Source organism: Tardiphaga sp. 20_F10_N6_6 (genome assembly GCF_052076045.1).
Lineage (GTDB): Bacteria > Pseudomonadota > Alphaproteobacteria > Rhizobiales > Xanthobacteraceae > Tardiphaga > Tardiphaga robiniae.
Genome location: NZ_CP197239.1, coordinates 5,138,226 through 5,156,916 on the forward strand (window position 1 = coordinate 5,138,226; position 18,691 = coordinate 5,156,916).

20 protein-coding genes and 1 pseudogene are annotated in these 18,691 nt (G+C 62.7%); 10 read left to right on the top strand and 11 right to left on the bottom strand.

The window, feature by feature from the left end; all coding sequences use genetic code 11:
• Positions 1 to 452: 452 nt before the first annotated feature.
• The 3 genes from AB7813_RS24565 to AB7813_RS24575 all read right to left on the bottom strand — a co-directional run bounded on the left by AB7813_RS24565 (position 453) and on the right by AB7813_RS24575 (position 2,101).
• A complete protein-coding gene (locus AB7813_RS24565; RefSeq protein WP_068733204.1) occupies positions 453 to 797 on the bottom strand; it encodes a DMT family transporter in 345 nt (114 codons plus the stop codon).
• A 62-nt stretch (positions 798 to 859) separates the two neighbouring features.
• Entirely contained in the window at positions 860 to 1,516 is a 657-nt protein-coding gene (locus tag AB7813_RS24570) for a DsbA family protein (RefSeq protein ID WP_089262423.1), read from the bottom strand.
• 105 nt (positions 1,517 to 1,621) lie between these two features.
• Positions 1,622 to 2,101 carry a DUF721 domain-containing protein gene (locus AB7813_RS24575; RefSeq protein WP_089262421.1) on the bottom strand — a complete coding sequence of 160 codons (480 nt, stop codon included), beginning with the start codon at positions 2,099 to 2,101 and terminating at the stop codon, positions 1,622 to 1,624.
• Positions 2,102 to 2,128: 27 nt separating this feature from the next.
• Between AB7813_RS24575 and mutY the strand changes: the two genes are divergently transcribed.
• A complete protein-coding gene (mutY, locus tag AB7813_RS24580) occupies positions 2,129 to 3,241 on the top strand; it encodes an A/G-specific adenine glycosylase (RefSeq protein ID WP_441228615.1) in 1,113 nt (370 codons plus the stop codon).
• A gap of 69 nt (positions 3,242 to 3,310) precedes the next feature.
• Here the strand turns inward: mutY and AB7813_RS24585 are convergent, their stop codons facing one another.
• Complete coding sequence (locus AB7813_RS24585) at positions 3,311 to 4,576, bottom strand: flavin-dependent oxidoreductase (protein WP_441228616.1); 1,266 nt, start codon at positions 4,574 to 4,576, stop codon at positions 3,311 to 3,313.
• 206 nt (positions 4,577 to 4,782) lie between these two features.
• On the opposite strand from AB7813_RS24585, the gene AB7813_RS24590 reads away from it, so the two are divergent.
• Both AB7813_RS24590 and AB7813_RS24595 read left to right on the top strand, forming a co-directional pair.
• The gene (locus tag AB7813_RS24590; protein WP_089263626.1) at positions 4,783 to 5,319 is read left to right on the top strand and encodes a PAS domain-containing protein; all 537 of its coding nucleotides are present in this window, start codon (positions 4,783 to 4,785) and stop codon (positions 5,317 to 5,319) included.
• Entirely contained in the window at positions 5,282 to 6,607 is a 1,326-nt protein-coding gene (locus AB7813_RS24595) for a methyl-accepting chemotaxis protein (protein ID WP_441228617.1), read from the top strand. The genes AB7813_RS24590 and AB7813_RS24595 overlap by 38 nt, the downstream gene beginning before the upstream one ends.
• A gap of 78 nt (positions 6,608 to 6,685) precedes the next feature.
• Here the strand turns inward: AB7813_RS24595 and AB7813_RS24600 are convergent, their stop codons facing one another.
• Positions 6,686 to 7,021 (bottom strand): hypothetical protein, encoded by a 336-nt coding sequence (locus tag AB7813_RS24600; protein WP_089262415.1) that lies wholly within the window; start codon positions 7,019 to 7,021, stop codon positions 6,686 to 6,688.
• A gap of 156 nt (positions 7,022 to 7,177) precedes the next feature.
• Complete coding sequence (locus AB7813_RS24605; RefSeq protein WP_441228618.1) at positions 7,178 to 8,101, bottom strand: LysR family transcriptional regulator; 924 nt, start codon at positions 8,099 to 8,101, stop codon at positions 7,178 to 7,180.
• A 91-nt stretch (positions 8,102 to 8,192) separates the two neighbouring features.
• On the opposite strand from AB7813_RS24605, the gene AB7813_RS24610 reads away from it, so the two are divergent.
• On the top strand, positions 8,193 to 8,621 hold the full coding sequence (locus AB7813_RS24610) for a nuclear transport factor 2 family protein (RefSeq protein ID WP_089262411.1): 429 nt from the start codon (positions 8,193 to 8,195) through the stop codon (positions 8,619 to 8,621).
• 53 nt (positions 8,622 to 8,674) lie between these two features.
• Here the strand turns inward: AB7813_RS24610 and AB7813_RS24615 are convergent, their stop codons facing one another.
• Together AB7813_RS24615 and AB7813_RS24620 are read right to left on the bottom strand one after the other, a co-directional pair.
• Positions 8,675 to 9,361 (bottom strand): glutathione S-transferase family protein, encoded by a 687-nt coding sequence (locus tag AB7813_RS24615; RefSeq protein WP_175368743.1) that lies wholly within the window; start codon positions 9,359 to 9,361, stop codon positions 8,675 to 8,677.
• Between the two features lie 148 nt (positions 9,362 to 9,509).
• Complete coding sequence (locus AB7813_RS24620) at positions 9,510 to 10,643, bottom strand: site-specific DNA-methyltransferase (RefSeq protein ID WP_309947630.1); 1,134 nt, start codon at positions 10,641 to 10,643, stop codon at positions 9,510 to 9,512.
• A gap of 240 nt (positions 10,644 to 10,883) precedes the next feature.
• Between AB7813_RS24620 and ypfJ the strand changes: the two genes are divergently transcribed.
• Both ypfJ and moaB read left to right on the top strand, forming a co-directional pair.
• Entirely contained in the window at positions 10,884 to 11,825 is a 942-nt protein-coding gene (gene ypfJ / locus AB7813_RS24625; protein ID WP_089262405.1) for a KPN_02809 family neutral zinc metallopeptidase, read from the top strand.
• Positions 11,826 to 11,830: 5 nt separating this feature from the next.
• Positions 11,831 to 12,391 carry a molybdenum cofactor biosynthesis protein B gene (gene moaB / locus AB7813_RS24630; RefSeq protein WP_309947628.1) on the top strand — a complete coding sequence of 187 codons (561 nt, stop codon included), beginning with the start codon at positions 11,831 to 11,833 and terminating at the stop codon, positions 12,389 to 12,391.
• Here moaB and AB7813_RS24635 read toward each other — a convergent pair.
• Positions 12,388 to 12,861: pseudogene (locus AB7813_RS24635) on the bottom strand (GNAT family N-acetyltransferase); the annotation flags it as partial. The gene moaB and the pseudogene AB7813_RS24635 overlap by 4 nt on opposite strands.
• A 35-nt stretch (positions 12,862 to 12,896) precedes the next feature.
• The gene (locus AB7813_RS24640; RefSeq protein ID WP_089262399.1) at positions 12,897 to 13,466 is read right to left on the bottom strand and encodes a glycosyltransferase; all 570 of its coding nucleotides are present in this window, start codon (positions 13,464 to 13,466) and stop codon (positions 12,897 to 12,899) included.
• Between the two features lie 204 nt (positions 13,467 to 13,670).
• On the opposite strand from AB7813_RS24640, the gene AB7813_RS24645 reads away from it, so the two are divergent.
• The 4 genes from AB7813_RS24645 (at position 13,671) to AB7813_RS24660 (ending at position 17,805) form a co-directional block, all read left to right on the top strand.
• The gene (locus AB7813_RS24645; protein ID WP_184513473.1) at positions 13,671 to 14,834 is read left to right on the top strand and encodes a PA0069 family radical SAM protein; all 1,164 of its coding nucleotides are present in this window, start codon (positions 13,671 to 13,673) and stop codon (positions 14,832 to 14,834) included.
• Between the two features lie 111 nt (positions 14,835 to 14,945).
• Positions 14,946 to 15,404 (top strand): VOC family protein, encoded by a 459-nt coding sequence (locus AB7813_RS24650; protein ID WP_184513475.1) that lies wholly within the window; start codon positions 14,946 to 14,948, stop codon positions 15,402 to 15,404.
• Between the two features lie 75 nt (positions 15,405 to 15,479).
• The gene (locus AB7813_RS24655) at positions 15,480 to 16,214 is read left to right on the top strand and encodes a ribonuclease HII (protein ID WP_309947625.1); all 735 of its coding nucleotides are present in this window, start codon (positions 15,480 to 15,482) and stop codon (positions 16,212 to 16,214) included.
• An 82-nt stretch (positions 16,215 to 16,296) separates the two neighbouring features.
• The gene (locus AB7813_RS24660; RefSeq protein ID WP_309947623.1) at positions 16,297 to 17,805 is read left to right on the top strand and encodes a glycosyltransferase family 39 protein; all 1,509 of its coding nucleotides are present in this window, start codon (positions 16,297 to 16,299) and stop codon (positions 17,803 to 17,805) included.
• Here AB7813_RS24660 and AB7813_RS24665 read toward each other — a convergent pair.
• Positions 17,802 to 18,635 (bottom strand): uracil-DNA glycosylase, encoded by an 834-nt coding sequence (locus AB7813_RS24665; RefSeq protein WP_175368751.1) that lies wholly within the window; start codon positions 18,633 to 18,635, stop codon positions 17,802 to 17,804. The genes AB7813_RS24660 and AB7813_RS24665 overlap by 4 nt on opposite strands.
• Positions 18,636 to 18,691: the final 56 nt, after the last annotated feature.

An 18,691-nucleotide genomic window follows, 5' to 3' on the forward strand; every position in this document is an offset into this window, starting at 1 on the left:
CGCTTCATGAGGCGTCTTGAGGTGGGACAGGATGCGGCGCCTGCGGGTGTGGGGTGACGTACCCCGCACACTCGGGAGGCTTGGGGTCACCGTCCGGGCCCACTACGGGGCTCTGCCACTCATGCTGGCTGGACGTGGTATTGGTGAACGGCGCGAAATCGTCGGGATAAGCGGAGTGCGGAGCTCTGCCCTTTACCCGGAAGAACGGTCCCTCAGCTAAAAAGACGTCGCGGTGGCGCGCCCTCAAGGCGTTGCGCGGTTGCAGCTTGCCGGCGTTCCGGTGGAGCGGATCGCGACACACACCACCCTTTGCGCCTGATGGCGCGCCGCCGCCCCTCATGTTTCAGGAGGGGCACTGCTCACACCTCGGACGCCATGGGCGCCGCGAGACTGCGAGAGCTTGGCTGTTTGAAGCGAAGAAGAATCAGAGAACACGATGGCGCGGCAGCGCGCTAATGCGACGCGCTGGCGGAGAACGCGTTGACGATGACCACGCCGGTCAGGATGAAGCCGATGCCGATGATGGCGGCGAGATCGAGCGCCTGCCGGAACGCGAAATAGCTCACCGCAGAAATCAGCACGATGCCGAGCCCGCTCCAGATCGCATAGGCGATGCCGACCGGCATCACTTTCAGCGCATGGGACAGGAAATAGAGCGACAGGATGTAGCAGACGGCCATGCCGAACGTCGGCCAGAGCTTCGTGAACTGCTGCGACTGCGCCAGCAGCGCCGTGCCGATGGTCTCCAGCACGATGGCGCAGCCGAGCGCGGCGTAGTTGAGGAAGGTCGGGGTCATGAAAGGGCTCGGGCGTTCAGGTATCCCTCCCCGCGCTAAAACGGGGGAGGGACAAGAAGACCTCAGCTCTTCAGCAGGGGGGTGATCTTCTTGGAGAATTCCTCGAACGACTGTTCGCCCTTCAGCATTTCGCCATTGATGAAGAAGGTCGGCGTCGAGTTCACCTTCAGCACTTCATTGGCATATTTCTGGTCGGCGGCGATCTTGTCGAGCAGCGCCTGGTCCTTCAGGCATTCTTCCACGGCCTGCTGGCTGAGGCCGGCCTGCTTGCCGATGCGAGTCAGGGTCGCGGCGGTGTCCTTCATCACCCAGTCGTTCTGCTGCTTGAACAGCATGTCGATGACGGCGAAGTACTTGCCCGAATCCTCCTTGGCGATGCAGCGCGCCAGCATCGAGCCGGCGGCGGCCTTGATGTCGAGCGGGAATTCGCGAAACACGAAGCGGATCTTGTTGGTGTCGATGAAGGCTTCCTTGATCTTCGGGAACACCTGCTCGGTGAAGGCCGCGCAATGCGGGCAGGTCATCGAGGCATATTCGGTGACGGTGACGGCGGCATCCTTCGGGCCGAGCGCCATGTCGGGCAGCGACACCGGCTTGGCGACGTCGACGGCGTTCTGCGCGAATGCCTCGGAGATCAGTTGCAGCGGCGACAGGCCGATGGCTGCTGCGGCGCCGGTCAGGGCAAGGGCGGCGGTGAAGTCACGGCGCGTGATGATCAAAGGAATGCTCCAAAGCGGCGGCGGACGCCGGGAAAAGGTTCGCTTCGCTAACTTGAAACCACAAATGTGGCAAGCACGCGCCGGTTCCGGGCGAGCTGGAAAGCCTCAACTTCGCTTGATCGAGGCGCCGAGCCGCGCCAGTGCCTCGCGTAACGCCTCGTCCTCGACCTCGGGCAGCGTTTCCGCGACCTGGGCGATGGCCTTGGCATCCGGCGGCTTCACGGTGCGGCGAGGCTGCGGCCGTGACAGCGGCGCCTGGCGCAGCGCGATCTTGCCGACCGCATTCCAGCCGAAAAAGCGATTCACCCGCTGCAGGATCGCATCCGACGAATGCTGGATCTCCAGCGCCATCGGCCCCTCGACGCGCAGGATCAATGTCGCCGGCTCCTGCGGCTGGCCTTCGACGGGGCGCGGCCACTGGATCTTCAAGGGCTCGGAGAAATTCGCTACCTGCTGACCGGCGATTTCCGCCCAGCGTGTCACCAGCTCGCGCGAGGCGAAGCCCTGTTTGGCATAGGCATCGGCAAACACCCCGCCGAGCAGGACGGAGAGCGGCTTGGCGGAGATCGGGCCGGGCTTGTTCATGAACGAGGCTTTTGGATACATGTCGGCATGAGTCTATCAGCCGCCGCCGCCAGACGAAAGAAACCTCCTACGCAGGATAGCGGGGAAAGCGCCGCCGCCAAGCGTCCGGCCCAACTGCTCGCCTGGTATGACAAGCATCGCCGCAGATTGCCGTGGCGGCCGTTGCCGGGCGAGGGCATCGATCCCTATCGGGTCTGGCTGTCGGAAATCATGCTGCAGCAGACCACGGTTCAGGCGGTCGGGCCGTATTTCGCCAAGTTCCTGGCGCGCTGGCCCACGGTGAGCGATCTCGGCAGCGCCTCGCAGGACGATGTGCTCAGGATGTGGGCGGGGCTCGGCTATTACTCCCGCGCGCGCAATCTCCACGCCTGCGCCGTCACCGTGCTGCGCGACTACGGCGGGGCCTTCCCGGATACCGAGGACGGGTTGCGCGCGTTGCCGGGCATCGGGCCCTATACGGCGTCGGCCATTGCCGCGATTGCCTTCGGCCGCCAATGCATGCCAGTGGATGGCAATATCGAGCGCGTGACATCGCGGCTCTATGCGGTGGAAGAACCGCTGCCGAAATCCAAGCCCGTGATCGTGGCGCTGGCCGCGACGCTGCTCGGTCCCTCGCGGGCGGGCGACAGTGCCCAGGCTCTGATGGATCTCGGCTCCACCATCTGCACGCCCAAGAAGCCGGCCTGCGCGCTGTGCCCGATCGACGACGATTGCGCGGCCAAGACCCGCGGCGATCAGGAGACGTTTCCGCGAAAGGCGCCGAAGAAGGCCGGCACGCTGCGGCGCGGCGCGGCGTTCGTGGTCACGCGGGGCAACGAACTCCTGGTGCGCACCCGCCCTGAAAAGGGATTGCTGGGGAATATGACCGAAGTGCCGTCATCGGAGTGGCTCGCCGGTCACGATGACAAGGACGCCCTGAAGCAGGCGCCGACGCTAAAAAATCTGACAGCGTGGCATCGCAAAACCGGCGCGGTCACCCATATCTTCACTCACTTCCCGCTGGAGCTCACCGTCTATACGGCGCATGTGCCCCCCCGCACCCGCCCCCCGGAGGGGATGCGCTGGGTGCCAATCGCAACATTGGATGACGAAGCCTTGCCGAACGTCATGCGCAAAGTCATTGCGCACGGGCTGGATTGAAGTCTGAATCCAGAAGCTTGAATGCGCGCCGGCGCGCGAGCTGCATCAGTTCGCGCTGGAAAGTTGCGATTATTGCGGCATCGTCACGATCGGCGGTTTTGCATTCAGGCCCTCGACCTGAAAACCGGCGACGCGCTTGTAATTGGCGGCGATGTCTTCGAGTTCCTGCTGCGAGAGCACGTCGGTGACGACATTGAATCCCTCAGGCGCGCGTTCCTCGACGATCTGCATGACCTGTTCCGGTCCGTTGCGGCGGTTCAGCATCACGAGGTCGGTGGTCGCGGGGCGTCGCTCGGCCTCATAGGCTTCGAGCGCGGCCGGCACTTCGCCAAGCGCAAGAATCTCCCGCGTCAGTACGCGCGCATCGAGGATGGCCTGCGACGCGCCGTTGGAGCCAATCGGATACATCGGATGCGCGGCGTCGCCCATCAGCGTCACGCGGCCGAAGGTCCAGCGATCGACCGGATCGCGATCGACCAGCGGATATTCGTAAGCGTGCGGGCAGTTGCTGATCAGGCCGGGCACATCGAGCCAGTCGAATCTCCAGTCCTTGAACCAGGGCAGGAATTCCTCGAGCCGCGCCGCGCGGTTGTAATCCTCGCGGCGCCACTGATAGGTCGGTGGCATGTGCCGTTCGGCCACCCAGTTGATGTCGTATTTGCCGTCGGCGTCCGGCTCCTGCGAGATCGGGTAGCAGACGAATTTCAGGATCTCGTGGCCGGCCATGATCATGGTGCGGCCGGTCAAAAACGCATCGCCCTTGGTGATACCGCGCCACAGGATGCGGCCGTTCCATAGCGGCGCGCCTTCCTCCGGATAGATCTTCTGGCGGATCGCCGAATGGATGCCATCGGCGGCGATCAACAGCGTGCCGTCATAGCTGCCAGCGGATTTGCCGGTGGCCTTGTCGATGAAGTCGGCGCGGACGCCGTCCGGCGTTTCCGTCCAGCCGCTCAGGTGATGGCTGGTGAGGATGTTCTCGGCGCCAAGGCGTTCGATGGCGGTGTCGAGCAGGATCTGCTGTAGCCTGCCACGATGGATCGAGAACTGCGGCCATTTGTAGCCGGCCTCGATGCCGCGCGGTTCGCTCCAGATCGGCTTGCCGTGCTTGGAGAAGAAGGCGAGTTCGCGGGTGCGCACGCCCGACGCGTCGAGCTGGTCGTGCAGGCCGAGCTCGATCAGCTCGCGCACCGCATGCGGCAGCACATTGATGCCGACGCCAAGCGGCCTGAGTGCCGGCACGCTTTCGAACACGCGGCATGGCACGCCGATCTGGTGCAGGCTGAGCGCGAGCGTCAGTCCGCCAATTCCGCCGCCTGCAATGAGAACGGTCATTTTTGTTGCCTCCCCCTCGATTTGATCGAGGTCATGGCACGGGAAAGGCGATCGCGGCAACTGGGACGATCGCGACGGAAAAACGCGTCCGGATCGTCCGCCGGCAGCGAATTCATGGTGGACAGAACCTTAACGCAAAATTCAGCCGCGTTCCCTAATACCGGTGGCACTAGTTTTTGGGTGAATCGGTCACCAACAGGTCAATGATGTCCAACCAGATTAAGCCGAGCGGCCGCGAGACTTTCTTTCCGGCATCGGAGCTCATCGTATCCAAGACGGATCTCAAGGGTCGCATGACTTATGTGAACCGTCTGTTCTGCAAGATGGCCGGTTATACCGAAGCCGAGTTGCTCGGCCAGCCGCACAGCCTGATCCGTCATCCCGATATGCCGCGCAGTGTCTTCAAGCTGCTCTGGGACACCGTCGAGGAACGCCGCGAGATTTTCGCTTTTGTGAAAAACATGGCGAGCAATGGCGATCACTACTGGGTCTTCGCCCATGTCACGCCGTCCTATGGTCTCGACGGCAAGATCGCTGGCTATCATTCCAATCGCCGTGTCCCGCCGCCGGATCTCATCAAGAAGACGATCGCGCCTGTATATGCCGACGTGCTGGCAATCGAGAAGCGGCACGTGAACGGCAAGGAATCCCTCGCCGCCGGCTACAAGGCCCTAACCGATTTCGTTGCATCCCAGAAAGTCAGCTATGACGAACTTATGTTTTCTCTCAAGAGCGCAGCTTAGCACGCTCGTCGTCATTGCCGGCTCTGCGCTTGCTCTGGTGCTTCAGTTCTTCGGTCTTCCGCTCGCGGCCGTGGTCTGTCAGGCTGTTGCGATCGCTGCCGCCGTTGTCGCGCTTGTCCTGATGGGCAAGACGGCGCGCCTGATCGAGAAGGCGCGTATCGCCTGCCAGCGCATCGCGCAAGGTGACTTCGAGGCCCGTATCCTTGGCATCCCGGTGCGCGGCGTGACCGGCGAGTTGCTGCACAGCGTTAATGACATGATCGACGGCTGCGATGCTTTCGTGCGCGAATCCACCGCGGCGATGGCAGCGCTGAACGACAACAAGTATTATCGGCGCATCCTGCCGGGCGGATTGCATGGCGGCCTGCTGTACGGGGCGAAAGCGATGAACGCGGCGACCGACAACATCGCCGACCGCATCCGGAATTTCGAGCGCCAGACCAGCCAGCTCGAATCCACCGTGGGCGGCATCGTTTCAGCACTCGACAGCGGTGCGGTCGAGATGAGCAGCACCGCAGGCAATCTGCGGACCGGTGCATCCTCGACATTGACCCGCGTCACCTCGGTGGCAGCGGCATCCGAACAGGCGTCCGCCAACATGCAGTCAGTGGCTTCGGCCACGGCGCGACTGTCGTCCAGCGCCAGCGAAGTGGGCGCCGACGTCAATCGCTCGGCGGCGATTGCCGGCCGCGCCGTCGAACGCGTCGCCGATGCAGCCAGCAATGTCGACGTGCTTCGCGCTGTCGCCGTACGCATCAGTGAAGTCGTGACCTCAATCAACGTGATCGCCAGCCAGACCAATCTGCTGGCGCTGAACGCAACGATCGAAGCGGCTCGCGCAGGCGATGCCGGTCGTGGTTTCGCAGTGGTGGCGCATGAAGTGAAGGCACTGGCGACACAGACCGCCAACTTCACCGCCGAGATCGAAAAGGAAATCGGCCAGGTTCAGTCAGCGACCGACAAAGTCAGCTCGTCGATCACCGAGATTGGCACCGTGATTGCGGAAGTGAACGAGATCACCGGCAAGGTCGCGAGTGCCTCGGAAGCGCAGTCCGCGGCAACGGCCGATATCGCGCGCAACATCGACGAGGCCTTCGCCGTGGTGCGCGAGATTTCAACCAACATCCAGTCGCTGGCAACCACCGCCAAGGACACCGAACAACTCGCCACATCGACCATGGTGGCATCGGGCGATCTGTCGTCGCAGTCGGGATTGCTGACCAAGGAAATCCGCGGCTATCTCGGCGAGGCCCGGCAAAATCTGGTACGCCAAGCTGCCGCGCGCTGATCGCGTCGGCTCATTTCGAATGATCTGGAATTGGCGCCGTTGCGGCGCCAATTCCGTTTGTGGTGAAAGGCGCGCCTGTTAGGCGCTGATATCCGTGAAGAAGCCGCTGGCGCTGCCGCCATTCTCCGTCTTCTTGTTCACGGCCTCCTTGATCTTGTCGGCAATCTTCTGCTCGACCTCCCGGCGTTGCTCCGGCGACATGTTGTTCAATTCTTCTTCCGTTACGCCGATGCTCGACAGCAGCGCATCGCGCATTTTTTCTGCTGGCGTCTTTTTCGCGTAGTCGAGGAATTTCTCTTCCGGCGATTTTGCTATCGCTGTTGCATTGCCGAGGCCGCTCTCGGCCTTGTCGGATGGCTGCAGTCTGGTCGGAAGCTTGAAGGACTGCATGCTGGAGATAATGGAGTTCGACATCTGAATTTCTCTTGCTGTGAGATGTTCGCGACCCACTACGCAAAAATCAGGCCATCAGAAATATTCAGAAATCATAAGCGGTTAGGTATTTCTAGTTGCTATCAGGCGTTGCCTGCCGGCAAGCTTTGCCGGCAAAATTGACCGAGGCGCGCTGCGTCAGGCCGTGCGGCGCTTTGGCGGGTCGAGTTCGCGGCCGGTCTCCAGCATGATCTTGCGGAGCCAGATCGATCCGGAATCGAATTGCGCGCGTGTCGGCGTGAACATGAATTGTTCGTCGATGCCGGGATCGAGCGGTGGGGCAATGATTGTGAGCGATAGCGGCTGAGCCAATGCGGCGATCAGGCGTCGCGGCACAAAGGCCACGAGATCGGTGCGCGCCGCAACATGCAGCGCCTCGATATAGCTCGGGACGACGAGGGCAATCTGCCGCTCCAGTTTCTTGCTGAGCAGCCAGTCGTCGATGAGGTCTTCGCTTTGGCCTCGGAGCACCACGGCGATATGACGGGCTTTGAGAAACCCCTCGGTCGTTTTCAGGCGCGATGCCGCCGGATGGCCCCTGCGGACGGCGAGGGCATCGGAATCGACATAGAGCAACTGACGATGGAAGCCGTTGAAGGCGTTGCCGATGCTGATCACCATGTCGAGGCTGCGGGCGAATTCCGCCGTCATGATCGACGGGCCGCGCCATGGCACGATGTTGATCTGGACGCCCGGCGCGACGCTGTCGAGCTTCTTCATCAATGGCGGCATCAGCAGTTCGACAGCCAGATCCGGCATCATCAGCCGAAAGTGGCGGTCGCTTTGGCGGGCATCGAAGACATCCGGGATGAACAGTCCGCGGACTTGCTCCAGTGTCTGGGCAAGTGGACCGCGCAGGGCCTGCGCGCGCGGCGTCAGCTCCATGCGGGCGCCGACGCGGACGAGCAGGGGATCGCCGAGAACGTCACGGAGCCGGCGCAGCGCGTGGCTCGCCGCCGGTTGCGACAGGCCGATCCGCATCGCGGCTCGGCCGACATTGCCTTCCAGCAGCAATGCATCGAGCGCGACAAGCAGATTGAGATCGAGCGCGGCCAAATTCATGGGCCGAATATATATCATATAGACTATCGATTGGAAGAATGGGGATTGTCCAACCCATACTGCGTCATCGTTCAAGCGATGGAGCAGAACAATGAGCACGGCAGACAACAAGAAGCTTATTCAGCAGGTCTATAGCGATTCAGCCAACCGCAGCGGCACGACCTTCGCCGATCATCTCGCCGATGATGCATGCTGGATCGTGGTCGGTCAGTATTCCTGGGGACGCACCTTCAAGGGGAAGGATGCGATCCTCAACGGCCTCATGGGGCATTTCAGGTCGCTATTTGACATCCGGCCGCGCACGGTCGCGTCCAATTTCATTGCGGAAGGCAATCTGGTGGTGGTCGAGGCCAAGGGCGACAATGTCACTAAGACTGGCGATCGTTACGACAACGATTATTGCATGGTGTGGCGTGTTGAGAACGGCAAGATCACCATGATCAAGGAATATTGCGATACGGCACTGGTCGAGCGGGTGCTGGGTCCGTTCCCGGAAGAGATGGCACGCGTGCCTGCCTGACACAAAAATGCCGGGCGCTGTGTTGCGCCCGGCATTCGTCGAATGGTTCGTGATCAGGCTGCGCTGGTGGCGAGATGCTTGAACATGGCGGCGCGGGCTTCGTCGTCCATCTCGGCCTTGAACTTGAATGTGTCCTTCAGGGCGACAGCCTTCGCCGCGGCGGGGCGTGCCGAGATCTCGTCATGCAGGCGCTTCACATTGGGGAATTGGGCGAAGCCCTCGTCGCCCAGGATGAAGTTGGTCATCCGCACCCAGCCCCAGACATCCATGTCGACGATCGTGTAGCTGTCGCCGACCATATATTGCCGTCCGGCCAGGCGTTCATTGAGCACGCCGAGATGGCGTTTTGCCTCGAACTGATAGCGGTTATGCGCGTAGTCGATCTTCTCCGGCGCGAAATGCTTGAAGTGCACGGCCTGGCCGAAGAACGGGCCGACGCCGGTGGCGACGAACATCAGCCAGGACAGCATCTCGCCGCGATTGGCCGGGGTGTTGGCGGGCAGGAATTTGCCGGTCTTCTCGGCGAGGTAGAGCAGGATGGCGTTGCTATCGAATACCTTGACGCCGTCGTCGTCGATCGCCGGCACTTTGCCGTTCGGATTGACCTTCAGGAAGTCCTGGTTGAATTGCGCGCCCGTGCGGGTGTCGATGGCGATCGGCTCATAGGCCAGGCCGGCTTCTTCCAGAAACAGCGCGACCTTGGTCGGGTTTGGCGACCCGTTGAAGTAAAACTTCAGCATCTCAAATCTCCCTGGATTTTGTACGTCAAAGCACGAGGCGGGCCGTTGATGCGGACCGTCGTCTCGTGCTTGGAATTCAGGGGGAGTGCAAGCGATGTTTTGACGATGGCCGGGCGCATGCGTCTGGCCGGTGGCATGAGCGGGGCGTCTAGACCGCGCCCATCTCGCTACGAATTTCGGCGCGGAGTTCGTCGATCAGGCGCAGGCCCTTCTTGGTCTCGACGTGCCAGAACGTCCAGCCATTGCAGGAAGCCGAGCCCTGGGCCATCGCGCCCATGCGATGGATCGAACCGACCTTGTCGCCGAACATGATGGCGCCGTCGGCGCGCACCAATGCACCATGACGCTTCTTGAGATCGACCAGCTTGGTACCGGGCGAGATCATGCCGCGCTCGACCAGTTCCGAGAACGCCACGCGGGGCGCGCTGCGGGCGGTCATGAACGGCGCCAGTGTTGCCTCGGGCAGTGGCTCGATCGCGGCGATGCGCGCTTCGGCAGCGGCGGCGTATTCGCGGTCTCGCTCGAAGCCGATGTAATTGCGGCCGAGGCGCTTGGCGACGGCGCCTGTGGTGCCGGTGCCGTTGAACGGATCGATGACGAGATCGCCGGGTTTCGACGATGACAGCAGCACGCGGGCCAGCAGGCCTTCAGGCTTCTGGGTCGGGTGAACCTTCTTGCCGTCCGAGCCCTTCAGGCGCTCGTCGCCGGTGCAAAGCGGGATCAGCCAGTCGGAACGCGCCTGCACGTCTTCATTGGCGGCCTTGAGGGCTTCGTAATTGAACGTATAGCCCTTGGCGTTCTCATCGCGCGCGGCCCAGATCATGGTCTCATGCGCATTGGTGAAGCGACGGCCGCGGAAATTCGGCATCGGATTCGATTTGCGCCACACGATATCGTTGAGGACCCAGAAGCCGAGGTCCTGCATGATCGCGCCGACGCGGAAAATGTTGTGGTAGGAGCCAATGACCCACAAGGTCGCCGACGGCTTCATGATACGGCGTGCGGCCAGGAGCCACGCGCGCGTGAAGTCGTCATATGCGGCGAATGACGAGAACTTGTCCCAGTCATTATTCACGGCATCGACATGGGATTCATCGGGGCGCTTGAGATCGCCCTTCAGCTGCAGATTGTACGGCGGATCTGCGAACACCAGATCGACCGACCCTGCCGGGAGTTTTGACATCTCTGCGACGCAATCACCAATGACGATGCTGCTGCTCGGAGAGGTTTCGAAGTGAGAGCGGGGCGCCCTTGCAGACGCCCCGCGACGCGAAACAACCATGACTCAATTACTCTGACTCAGGCGACGCTGTCGGCGACGCGGGACTAAACAACCGACAGGCAGACATTGACCGGGCAAAGTAAAAATCGACTTAATTGGTAACGAGTTCGAACTAGGCAAGTTTTGCCGGGCAGGTTAATGCTTAATGGAATGGAAATTTTGCGCTGCAATTGCGTTATGGTGTTCGGATCGCGTCAAACCGGTCTAAAATGCTGCGACTTGAAATGAAGGAATTACCTCATGCGTTACGATGACTTCCGTCGCAGCGACAATATCGACGACCGTCGTGACGATAGCGGCGGCGGATATGGCGGCGGAGGTGGCGGTGGTTTCGGAATTCCGGGCGGTGGCGGTGGTCTCGGCATCGGCACGGTGATTGTGCTTGGCCTCGTTGGCTGGGCGTTCGGCATCGATCCGCGCATTCTTATCGGCGGTGCAGAAATTCTCACCGGCGGCCAGCAGGCGCCGACCTATCAGACCGATCGGCGCTCGACGCCGACGAAATCAGGCGCACCCACCGACGAGATGGGCAGCATGATCTCCGGCGTGCTCGGCGAGATCGACGATCGCTGGGACGAAATCTTCAAGGAGAGCGGGCAGAAATATACCGGGCCGCAGATCGTGCTGTTTCGTAATGCCACCAATGGCGGGCGCTGCGGCAATGCGCAGTCGGCGATGGGGCCGTTCTACTGTCCGCCCGACAAGAAGATCTATCTCGACACCGGCTTCTTCCGTCAGGTCGAAACCAAATTCCGCGGTTGCTCGGGCAATGCCTGTAAATTTACCGCGGCCTATATCATTGCGCATGAAGCCGGCCATCACATTCAGAACCTGCTCGGGATCATTCCGCGCGTGACACGGCTGCAGCAGCAGGCGGGCAGCAAGGCTGAGGCCAATCTGCTGCAGGTTCGCGTTGAACTGCAGGCCGATTGCCTCTCCGGCGTCTGGGTCAATCGCGAATCGAAGAAGCGGCCCGGTTTCCTCGAAGCCGGTGACATCGATGCCGCGTTACAGACCGCGTCCGCCATCGGCGACGATACGCTGCAACGTCAGGCACAGGGTCGCGTCGTGCCGGATTCCTTCACGCACGGTTCTGCCGAACAGCGCAAGCGCTGGTTCATGACCGGCTATCAGCAAGGCACCGTGCAGGCCTGCAATACATTCGCGACGGATCGACTGTAACGACGATGGAGCCCGACACGACCAAAGCCTTCGTACCGCTCAACATTGCGGTACTGACGATTTCCGACACGCGCTCGCTTGACGACGACAAGTCCGGCGCGACGCTGGCCGATCGGCTGACATCGGCTGGTCACGTGTTGGCGAAGCGCGAGATCGTCACGGACGATGTCGAAGCGATCCGCAAGATCGTGCGCGCATGGATTGCCGATCCCGGCGTGGACGCGATCATCACGACCGGCGGCACGGGGTTCACCGGCCGCGATGTCACGCCGGAAGCCATCGAGCCGCTGTTCGAGAAGCGGATGGATGGTTTCTCGATTGCGTTTCACATGCTGAGCCACGCCAAGATCGGTACCTCGACGATCCAGAGCCGCGCGACTGCTGGCACCGCCGGCGCGACATTTATCTTCTGCCTGCCGGGTTCGCCCGGCGCCTGCCGCGATGGCTGGGACGGCATCCTTGCCACGCAACTGGATTACCGCACGCGGCCCTGCAATTTCGTGGAGATCATGCCGCGGCTGGATGAGCATCTGCGACGCCCGAAGGCGAAGGGCGCGTCGGTCTAGAGCACGAGTTCCCAGGTCTCGCCGATCAAATCCTGCCCGAAACTGCGATGCGGCTCGGTGGCGACCAGCGCGAAACCTGCATCCTGATAGACTTTTCGCGCAGCGCCGAGATTGCTCTGGGTCCACAGCGTGATCCTGCGATAACCGCATTGCCGCGCAAAGGCGATGGATTCCGTCACCATGCGCTGGCCGAGCTTTTGTCCGCGCGCCTTGGGATCGATCAGCAAGAGCCGAAATTTGGCGACGTCGTCGGATGCCTTTACGAGAAACAGCGAGCCGACGGGCGCGCCATCCATCGCGGCGATCCAGCAGCGTTCGCGCGTGGCATCGCATGATGCAAGGAATTCTGCGGCGATGTCGGCTACCAGCGCCTTAAAGGATGCATCGAATCCGTATTCGGCCGCATAGAGCTCGCCGTGACTGCGGATGACCCAGTCGATATCGCCAGGCTGGAGATCGCGTAGCACTGCAAGCTGAACAGCATCGGGGGCTTGGGCGGCCATGATCAGGCAACGATGATCCGGCTGCGCAGCAATGTGCGTGAGGAGCGGCCGAGCTGGCGTAGCAACCGCGCCTCGGAGCGCCGGGCATCAGGTGCGTAGCCGCCGAGACGATCGTAATGTTCGCGGGCGATCAGCAGGCCCTGATCGGCCTTGGGGCCCGTGATCATCCGGACGAGGTGCTTCAGGCCATCGCGAAAATTGGTCTCGTCATAGGGCGAGCGCGCATAGCGGAAAATGCCTGCGCGGGGGCGGTTGCTGGTCGATACGCGCTGGATGAATTGTTGGGTCTCCTCGATCCAGCCGGCATCGAGCACGGCGCCGGCATGGAGAAACATTAGCCAGGGCGAGCGCGCCTGCTTGGCGCCGGCGGCCATCGCCGCGGCGCGCGATCCCTGCGAGGTCAGGAAGCCGCAGCCCGCGACATCGGCGACACGTTCGATAACATCGGTGCCAGCGCGATCGACCAGCAGCACTTCGCGGATCACACCGGCAGCAGCGCCCGGCACCAGCGCTGCCAGTGTGGCAACAGCGGGCTGTTCGACGCCTTCGGTGGGGATGATCACGCTCAGCATGGGTGTCGGATAATACCTTTCAACAACGGGGTGGCCGCGTTATCATTTCGTCATAGTCTATGCGGCACCGGCGGCTGCTGCAATTTCGGGGCGGTTCGACTTTCGGCCGCCCCTGCAAGGCGGCGGGAGAATGCACAGTGCCCCGGCCGTGTGCCACGGTATTTATGTTCTTGCTTTGTTCCATGTGTACGCTATCGTGGCTTCATGAGTCGCCAGATCGCTGCCCTCAAGCACCCGCCGGTCCCGGCGCCCTCCGATAAGCCGGCGGGTGCGCTTTCCCCTTTTCCCGAGATCGCGGTGGCGATCGACAAGCAGCGGCGACGCGGCCGCGGTGCCCAGTCCAACGACAGCGGGCGCTACGAGGCGGAGGCCCGGGTCGCCTTTGATGACGGCTGGCAGAGCCTCGATGAATTGCCGCCGTTCAAGACGACAATTGCGACGGACACTGCGCGCAAGGTCATCACGCGCAACGAGTCGCCGGATATCGGCTTCGACCGTTCGATCAATCCCTATCGTGGCTGCGAGCATGGCTGCGTCTATTGTTTCGCGCGGCCGACCCACGCCTATCTCGGTCTCTCGCCTGGGCTCGATTTCGAATCCAAACTGTTCGTGAAGCCCGATGCGCCGGCGCTGCTTGAGAAGGAGCTAGCCGCCGCCGAATACGAGCCGAAGATGATCGCGATCGGTACCAATACCGATCCGTATCAGCCGATCGAGCGCGAGCGGCAGGTGATGCGCGGCATTCTCGAAGTGCTGGAGAAGACCGGCCATCCCGTCGGCATCGTCACGAAGTCTGCCTTGGTGACGCGCGATATCGATATCCTGGCGCGGATGGCGAAGCGCAATCTGGTCAAAGTGGCGTTGTCGGTGACGTCGCTCGATCCGAAGCTCGCGCGCACCATGGAGCCGCGCGCGTCGACGCCGTCGAAGCGGCTGGAAGCTTTGCGGCAGCTATCTGAGGCTGGCATTCCGACCACGGTGATGGTGGCGCCCGTGATCCCTGCGCTGAATGACAGCGAGATCGAACGGATTCTCGATGCCGCCGCGCATGCCGGCGTCAAGGAGGCCAGCTACGTTTTGTTGCGGCTGCCGATGGAAGTACGCGATCTGTTTCGCGAGTGGCTGATCGCGAATTATCCGGACCGCTATCGCCACGTCTTCACGCTGATCCGCGAAATGCGCGGCGGCCGCGATTACGACTCGCAATGGGGTACCCGCATGAAGGGCACCGGGCCGATGGCCTGGATGATCGGTCGCCGCTTCGAGATCGCCTGCACGAAGCTCGGTCTCAACAAACGTCGTTCGAAGCTCACCCTCGATCATTTCGAGAAGCCGGCGGGTGCCGGTCAGCAATTGAATCTGTTCTAACTCCGCAGGTCTCGCAGCGTACGGAGTGGTGGAGAGGGGACGTTGGCAGGAAACCAGAGCCTGCCAACGTCCCTCTTTTCGATCTATAGAGTGAGTACAGGAGTGACGCGCATGACGACGAAGAAACCACCCGCGCCAATCGCGCGCATGACGGTGATCACGCTGGGCGTCGCGGATATGCGCAGGAGCATTGCCTTCTACGAAGCGCTGGGATTTATGCGAAAGGCCCGTGCCTCTGGCGAGGCCATCGCCTTTTTTGACACCGGCGCCAGCGTTCTCGCGCTGTTTCCATGGGATCAACTGGCGCAGGATGCGACATTGCCTGACCATCCAAGGCCGCAGGCGTTTCGCGGCAGCACGCTGGCGTGGAATTGCCGCTCCGAAGGCGAGGTCGATGCGGTCCTCGCTTTCGCTGTCGATTGTGGTGGATCGCTTCTGAAGCCAGCGCGAAAGACCGATTACGGTGGCTATTCCGGCTACTTTGCGGACCCGGACGGGCACGCCTGGGACGTGGTGACGGCACCGGGGATCGAGGTCGGTGACGACCGGCGAGTGCATCTGGACGATTAAAGCGGCAATCTGAATAGCGGGCACGATCCCGAGTTCCCGGTTGCGCGTGTTGGCCTGCTTCAGCAGGATCGCCGGATGATTCGAGATGCGAAAAAGAAGCCCCCTGCCAAGCCGCGCAAGAGCAAGATCGTTGTCGCGCCATGCTTTACGCGCGAATTCGCGCTGCTGGAGAGAGGTATCTGGCCGGTGGCTGGTTGCGACGAGGCCGGGCGTGGTCCGCTGGCAGGACCAGTGGTTGCCGCCGCGGTTGTGTTGGACCCGAACAACATTCCAAAAGGCCTCGACGATTCCAAGAAGCTGACAGAGAGCAAGCGCGAGGCGCTGTTTGAGGAAATCTGCGCGACGTCGTCATTTGCCGTCGCCTACGCATCACCCGCCCGGATCGACCGCGACAATATCCTGCGGGCGTCGCTCTGGGCGCTGGCGCGTGCGGTCGCGTCGCTCCCGGACGCGCCGAAACATGTGTTTGTCGACGGCCGCGACAAGATCGATACGACGGCCGATTGCGAAGCCGTCATTGGCGGCGACGCGTTGGTGTTGTCCATCGCGGCAGCCTCGATCGTCGCCAAGGTGTCGCGCGACCGGCTGATGTGCCGGCTGGCCGAGGATTGCCCGGGCTACGGCTTCGAGGTGCACAAGGGTTACGGCGTGCCGCAGCATATGGCCGCGCTGAATGAACTGGGGCCCAGCATTCATCATCGCAGCCTGTTCGCGCCGGTTGCTGCGGCGCGTGCGCGTCATCAGGCTGGCGTCCGTGCGGCAGGTCTGATCGAAGTCCACACCACCATCGATATCGAGATATCCGCCTGAGCGCTCAGGCGGTTGCCTCTCCCGGCTCTGCGCCGTATCACCTGAGCACGCTTCATTCCCTGCTGGCCGGTTCAGACGTTCAATGCGTTTTACCTCCCTGATCGTCGAACTGATCCGCGCCCGGCCACGGCTGGTGTTCTGGATCGTCGTGCTGTGTCAGGCCGCGATCTGGCTCGTCGTCCCCCTGCTGCTGTATAGCGGGCCGCCGGGCGATCTCGCCACCGTGTTGGCCTATGGCCGGGAATATCAAGTCGGTACCCATATGGGACCGCCGCTGGCGTTCTGGCTGGCCGACATCGCCTTTCGGGCCGCCGGCAATCATGTTTTCGGTGTCTATCTGCTGGCGCAGATCTGCGCCGTCCTCACCTTCCGCGCGGTCTATCAGCTGGGCAGTGCCATCGTCGGCGGCCCGCAGGCTGTCATCGCCGTGCTGCTCACCATGACGGTTACGGCCTTTAGCACGCCCGGCATCGAATTCGGCCCGCTGATCCTGGCGCGTCCGCTCTGGGCGATGTTCCTGCTGCATGCCTGGCTCGCGATCGGGCAGGGCCGTCGCAATGCCTGGTTCGCGCTGTCCATCGAGGCCGGCCTGCTGCTGCTGACCACGCCTCATGCCATGTGGCTACTGCCGCTGCCACTCGTCTTCGGTCTCGCGACATCGCGCGGCCGGCGTAACCTTGCTTCGTTCGATCCGCTCTATGCGCTGCTGGTGATCGCCGTGCTGACATTGCCATGGGTGATGTGGGTGATCCGGGCCGGCGCGCCCGTTCTGCCGGCGCTGCCGCAACTGGATGATCTCGTCGGAAAGGCGCGGCAGTGGGGTATCCTGATCGCCTGGCTGCTTGCGGCCATCACGGGCGTGATCGTGCTCACGGTGATGAATTGGGGCCGCATCGTTCCTAAGACCGAGGAAGCTCCGATCATCTTCCGCCCGCCGGTCGATCCGCTGGCACGTGACTATCTATTTTTCTTCGCGCTGGTGCCGGGGCTGCTCGGCAGCCTGTTCGCTGCCCTCTACGGCCTCGATCGCGTGGTCGGCGGTGCCGGTATCGCGCTGGTGATGTCGGGTCTCGCCGTCGTCGTGGCGTCGGGCGACCTGATCGCGCTGCGGCGCCAGCGCGTGCTGCGCAAGGTCTGGGCCTTTGCCATCATCGCGCCTGCACTCGCAGCCTTCGCCAGTCTTGTGATTCTGCCTTGGGTCGACGGCCCCGAAGATGTGACGGCGCTGCCTGCACGCGAGATCGGGCGCTTCTTCGGCGAGAGCTTCGAGCGCCGGACCAATAAGCCATTGCCGGCGGTGGCCGGCGATGCGCAACTCGCAGCATTGATCGGGATGAGCGCGTCACGGCCGCATCTGCTGAACGATGCAGTGCCTTCCCGTACGCCGTGGATCACGCCAGCGAAGTTCGCCGAGACCGGCGGCGTCGTTGTGTGGCGCGCAGCGGATACAGTCGGCACGCCGCCTGTAGACATTGCGCAGCGCTTTCCCAACCTCGTGCCGGAAGTGCCGCGCGCCTTCGAACGTCTGGTGAATGGCCGGCAACCCTTGCTGCGGATCGGCTGGGCGATCGTGCGGCCAAAGGCGCCCTAGCTCGTCCTGCCCGATGGCGCTTCCAGTGCCTTGGCGATCGATCGCAGATCCATCCAGGTCATCCGTTTATAAGACGGCGAGCGCAGCAGATAGGCGGGGTGGAACGTCGCCAGTGCTTTGATCTTGCGGGTGCCGGTGTCGTAGTCGACCCAGCGTCCCCTGGACTTCATGATGCCGTCGCGGGTCTGCAGCAGTGTCTGTGTCGAGGGATTGCCCAGCGTCACGAGGATGTCCGGATTCACCAGCTCGATCTGGCGCTGGATGAACGGCAGGCAGATCTGCGTCTCCTGCGGCGTCGGCGTGCGGTTGCCCGGCGGCCGCCATGGAATCACATTGGCGATATAGACGTCGGTGCGCTTCAGGCCGATGGCGCGCATCATCAGATCGAGCAGTTTGCCGGAGCGGCCGACGAAGGGCAGGCCCTCGATATCCTCGTCACGGCCCGGCGCCTCGCCGACGAACATGATCCGTGCCTGTGGATTGCCGTCGGCAAACACCAGTTGGGTCGCGGTCGATTTCAGGGCGCAGCCGTCGAATGTATCCAGCATGCCACGCAGCACCTCGAGCGAGGGCGCGGTGCGCGCGGCGTCCCGGGCGGCGGCAATCGCCACGTCCGGGGCGACCTCGACGCGGGCAGGCGGGCGCGGCGGTGGAGGCGGCATGCCATTCAGCGGTGGTCGCTTCGGCGCGCTGTCGGACAGCTCCCGGGCAGGCGGCGGGAGGTCGTCCGACAGCCGGTTCACCGGCTCATCCATCAATGCGCAATCGACCCCGGCCTCCAGATAAAAGGCGAGCAGTTGCGCAACGCTGGGGTGGGGTTCAGGCGTCATGAGAGGGGGGTCACAGGCATGCCAGCAATCTAGGCCGGATCGCCGCCCAGCGAAAC

Coding starts and splice junctions, on each gene's coding strand:
- AB7813_RS24590 (WP_089263626.1), top strand. CDS start 4,783: ATGTCCAACCAGATTAAGCCGAGCGGCCGCGAGACTTTCTTTCCGGCA.
- AB7813_RS24660 (WP_309947623.1), top strand. CDS start 16,297: ATGCGTTTTACCTCCCTGATCGTCGAACTGATCCGCGCCCGGCCACGG.
- AB7813_RS24620 (WP_309947630.1), bottom strand. CDS start 10,643: ATGGTTGTTTCGCGTCGCGGGGCGTCTGCAAGGGCGCCCCGCTCTCAC.
- AB7813_RS24655 (WP_309947625.1), top strand. CDS start 15,480: ATGATTCGAGATGCGAAAAAGAAGCCCCCTGCCAAGCCGCGCAAGAGC.
- AB7813_RS24605 (WP_441228618.1), bottom strand. CDS start 8,101: ATGAATTTGGCCGCGCTCGATCTCAATCTGCTTGTCGCGCTCGATGCA.
- AB7813_RS24585 (WP_441228616.1), bottom strand. CDS start 4,576: ATGACCGTTCTCATTGCAGGCGGCGGAATTGGCGGACTGACGCTCGCG.
- AB7813_RS24600 (WP_089262415.1), bottom strand. CDS start 7,021: ATGTCGAACTCCATTATCTCCAGCATGCAGTCCTTCAAGCTTCCGACC.
- mutY (WP_441228615.1), top strand. CDS start 2,129: ATGAGTCTATCAGCCGCCGCCGCCAGACGAAAGAAACCTCCTACGCAG.
- AB7813_RS24610 (WP_089262411.1), top strand. CDS start 8,193: ATGAGCACGGCAGACAACAAGAAGCTTATTCAGCAGGTCTATAGCGAT.
- AB7813_RS24650 (WP_184513475.1), top strand. CDS start 14,946: ATGACGACGAAGAAACCACCCGCGCCAATCGCGCGCATGACGGTGATC.
- AB7813_RS24615 (WP_175368743.1), bottom strand. CDS start 9,361: ATGCTGAAGTTTTACTTCAACGGGTCGCCAAACCCGACCAAGGTCGCG.
- AB7813_RS24565 (WP_068733204.1), bottom strand. CDS start 797: ATGACCCCGACCTTCCTCAACTACGCCGCGCTCGGCTGCGCCATCGTG.
- AB7813_RS24640 (WP_089262399.1), bottom strand. CDS start 13,466: ATGCTGAGCGTGATCATCCCCACCGAAGGCGTCGAACAGCCCGCTGTT.
- moaB (WP_309947628.1), top strand. CDS start 11,831: ATGGAGCCCGACACGACCAAAGCCTTCGTACCGCTCAACATTGCGGTA.
- AB7813_RS24645 (WP_184513473.1), top strand. CDS start 13,671: ATGAGTCGCCAGATCGCTGCCCTCAAGCACCCGCCGGTCCCGGCGCCC.
- AB7813_RS24595 (WP_441228617.1), top strand. CDS start 5,282: ATGACGAACTTATGTTTTCTCTCAAGAGCGCAGCTTAGCACGCTCGTC.
- AB7813_RS24665 (WP_175368751.1), bottom strand. CDS start 18,635: ATGACGCCTGAACCCCACCCCAGCGTTGCGCAACTGCTCGCCTTTTAT.
- AB7813_RS24575 (WP_089262421.1), bottom strand. CDS start 2,101: ATGAACAAGCCCGGCCCGATCTCCGCCAAGCCGCTCTCCGTCCTGCTC.
- ypfJ (WP_089262405.1), top strand. CDS start 10,884: ATGCGTTACGATGACTTCCGTCGCAGCGACAATATCGACGACCGTCGT.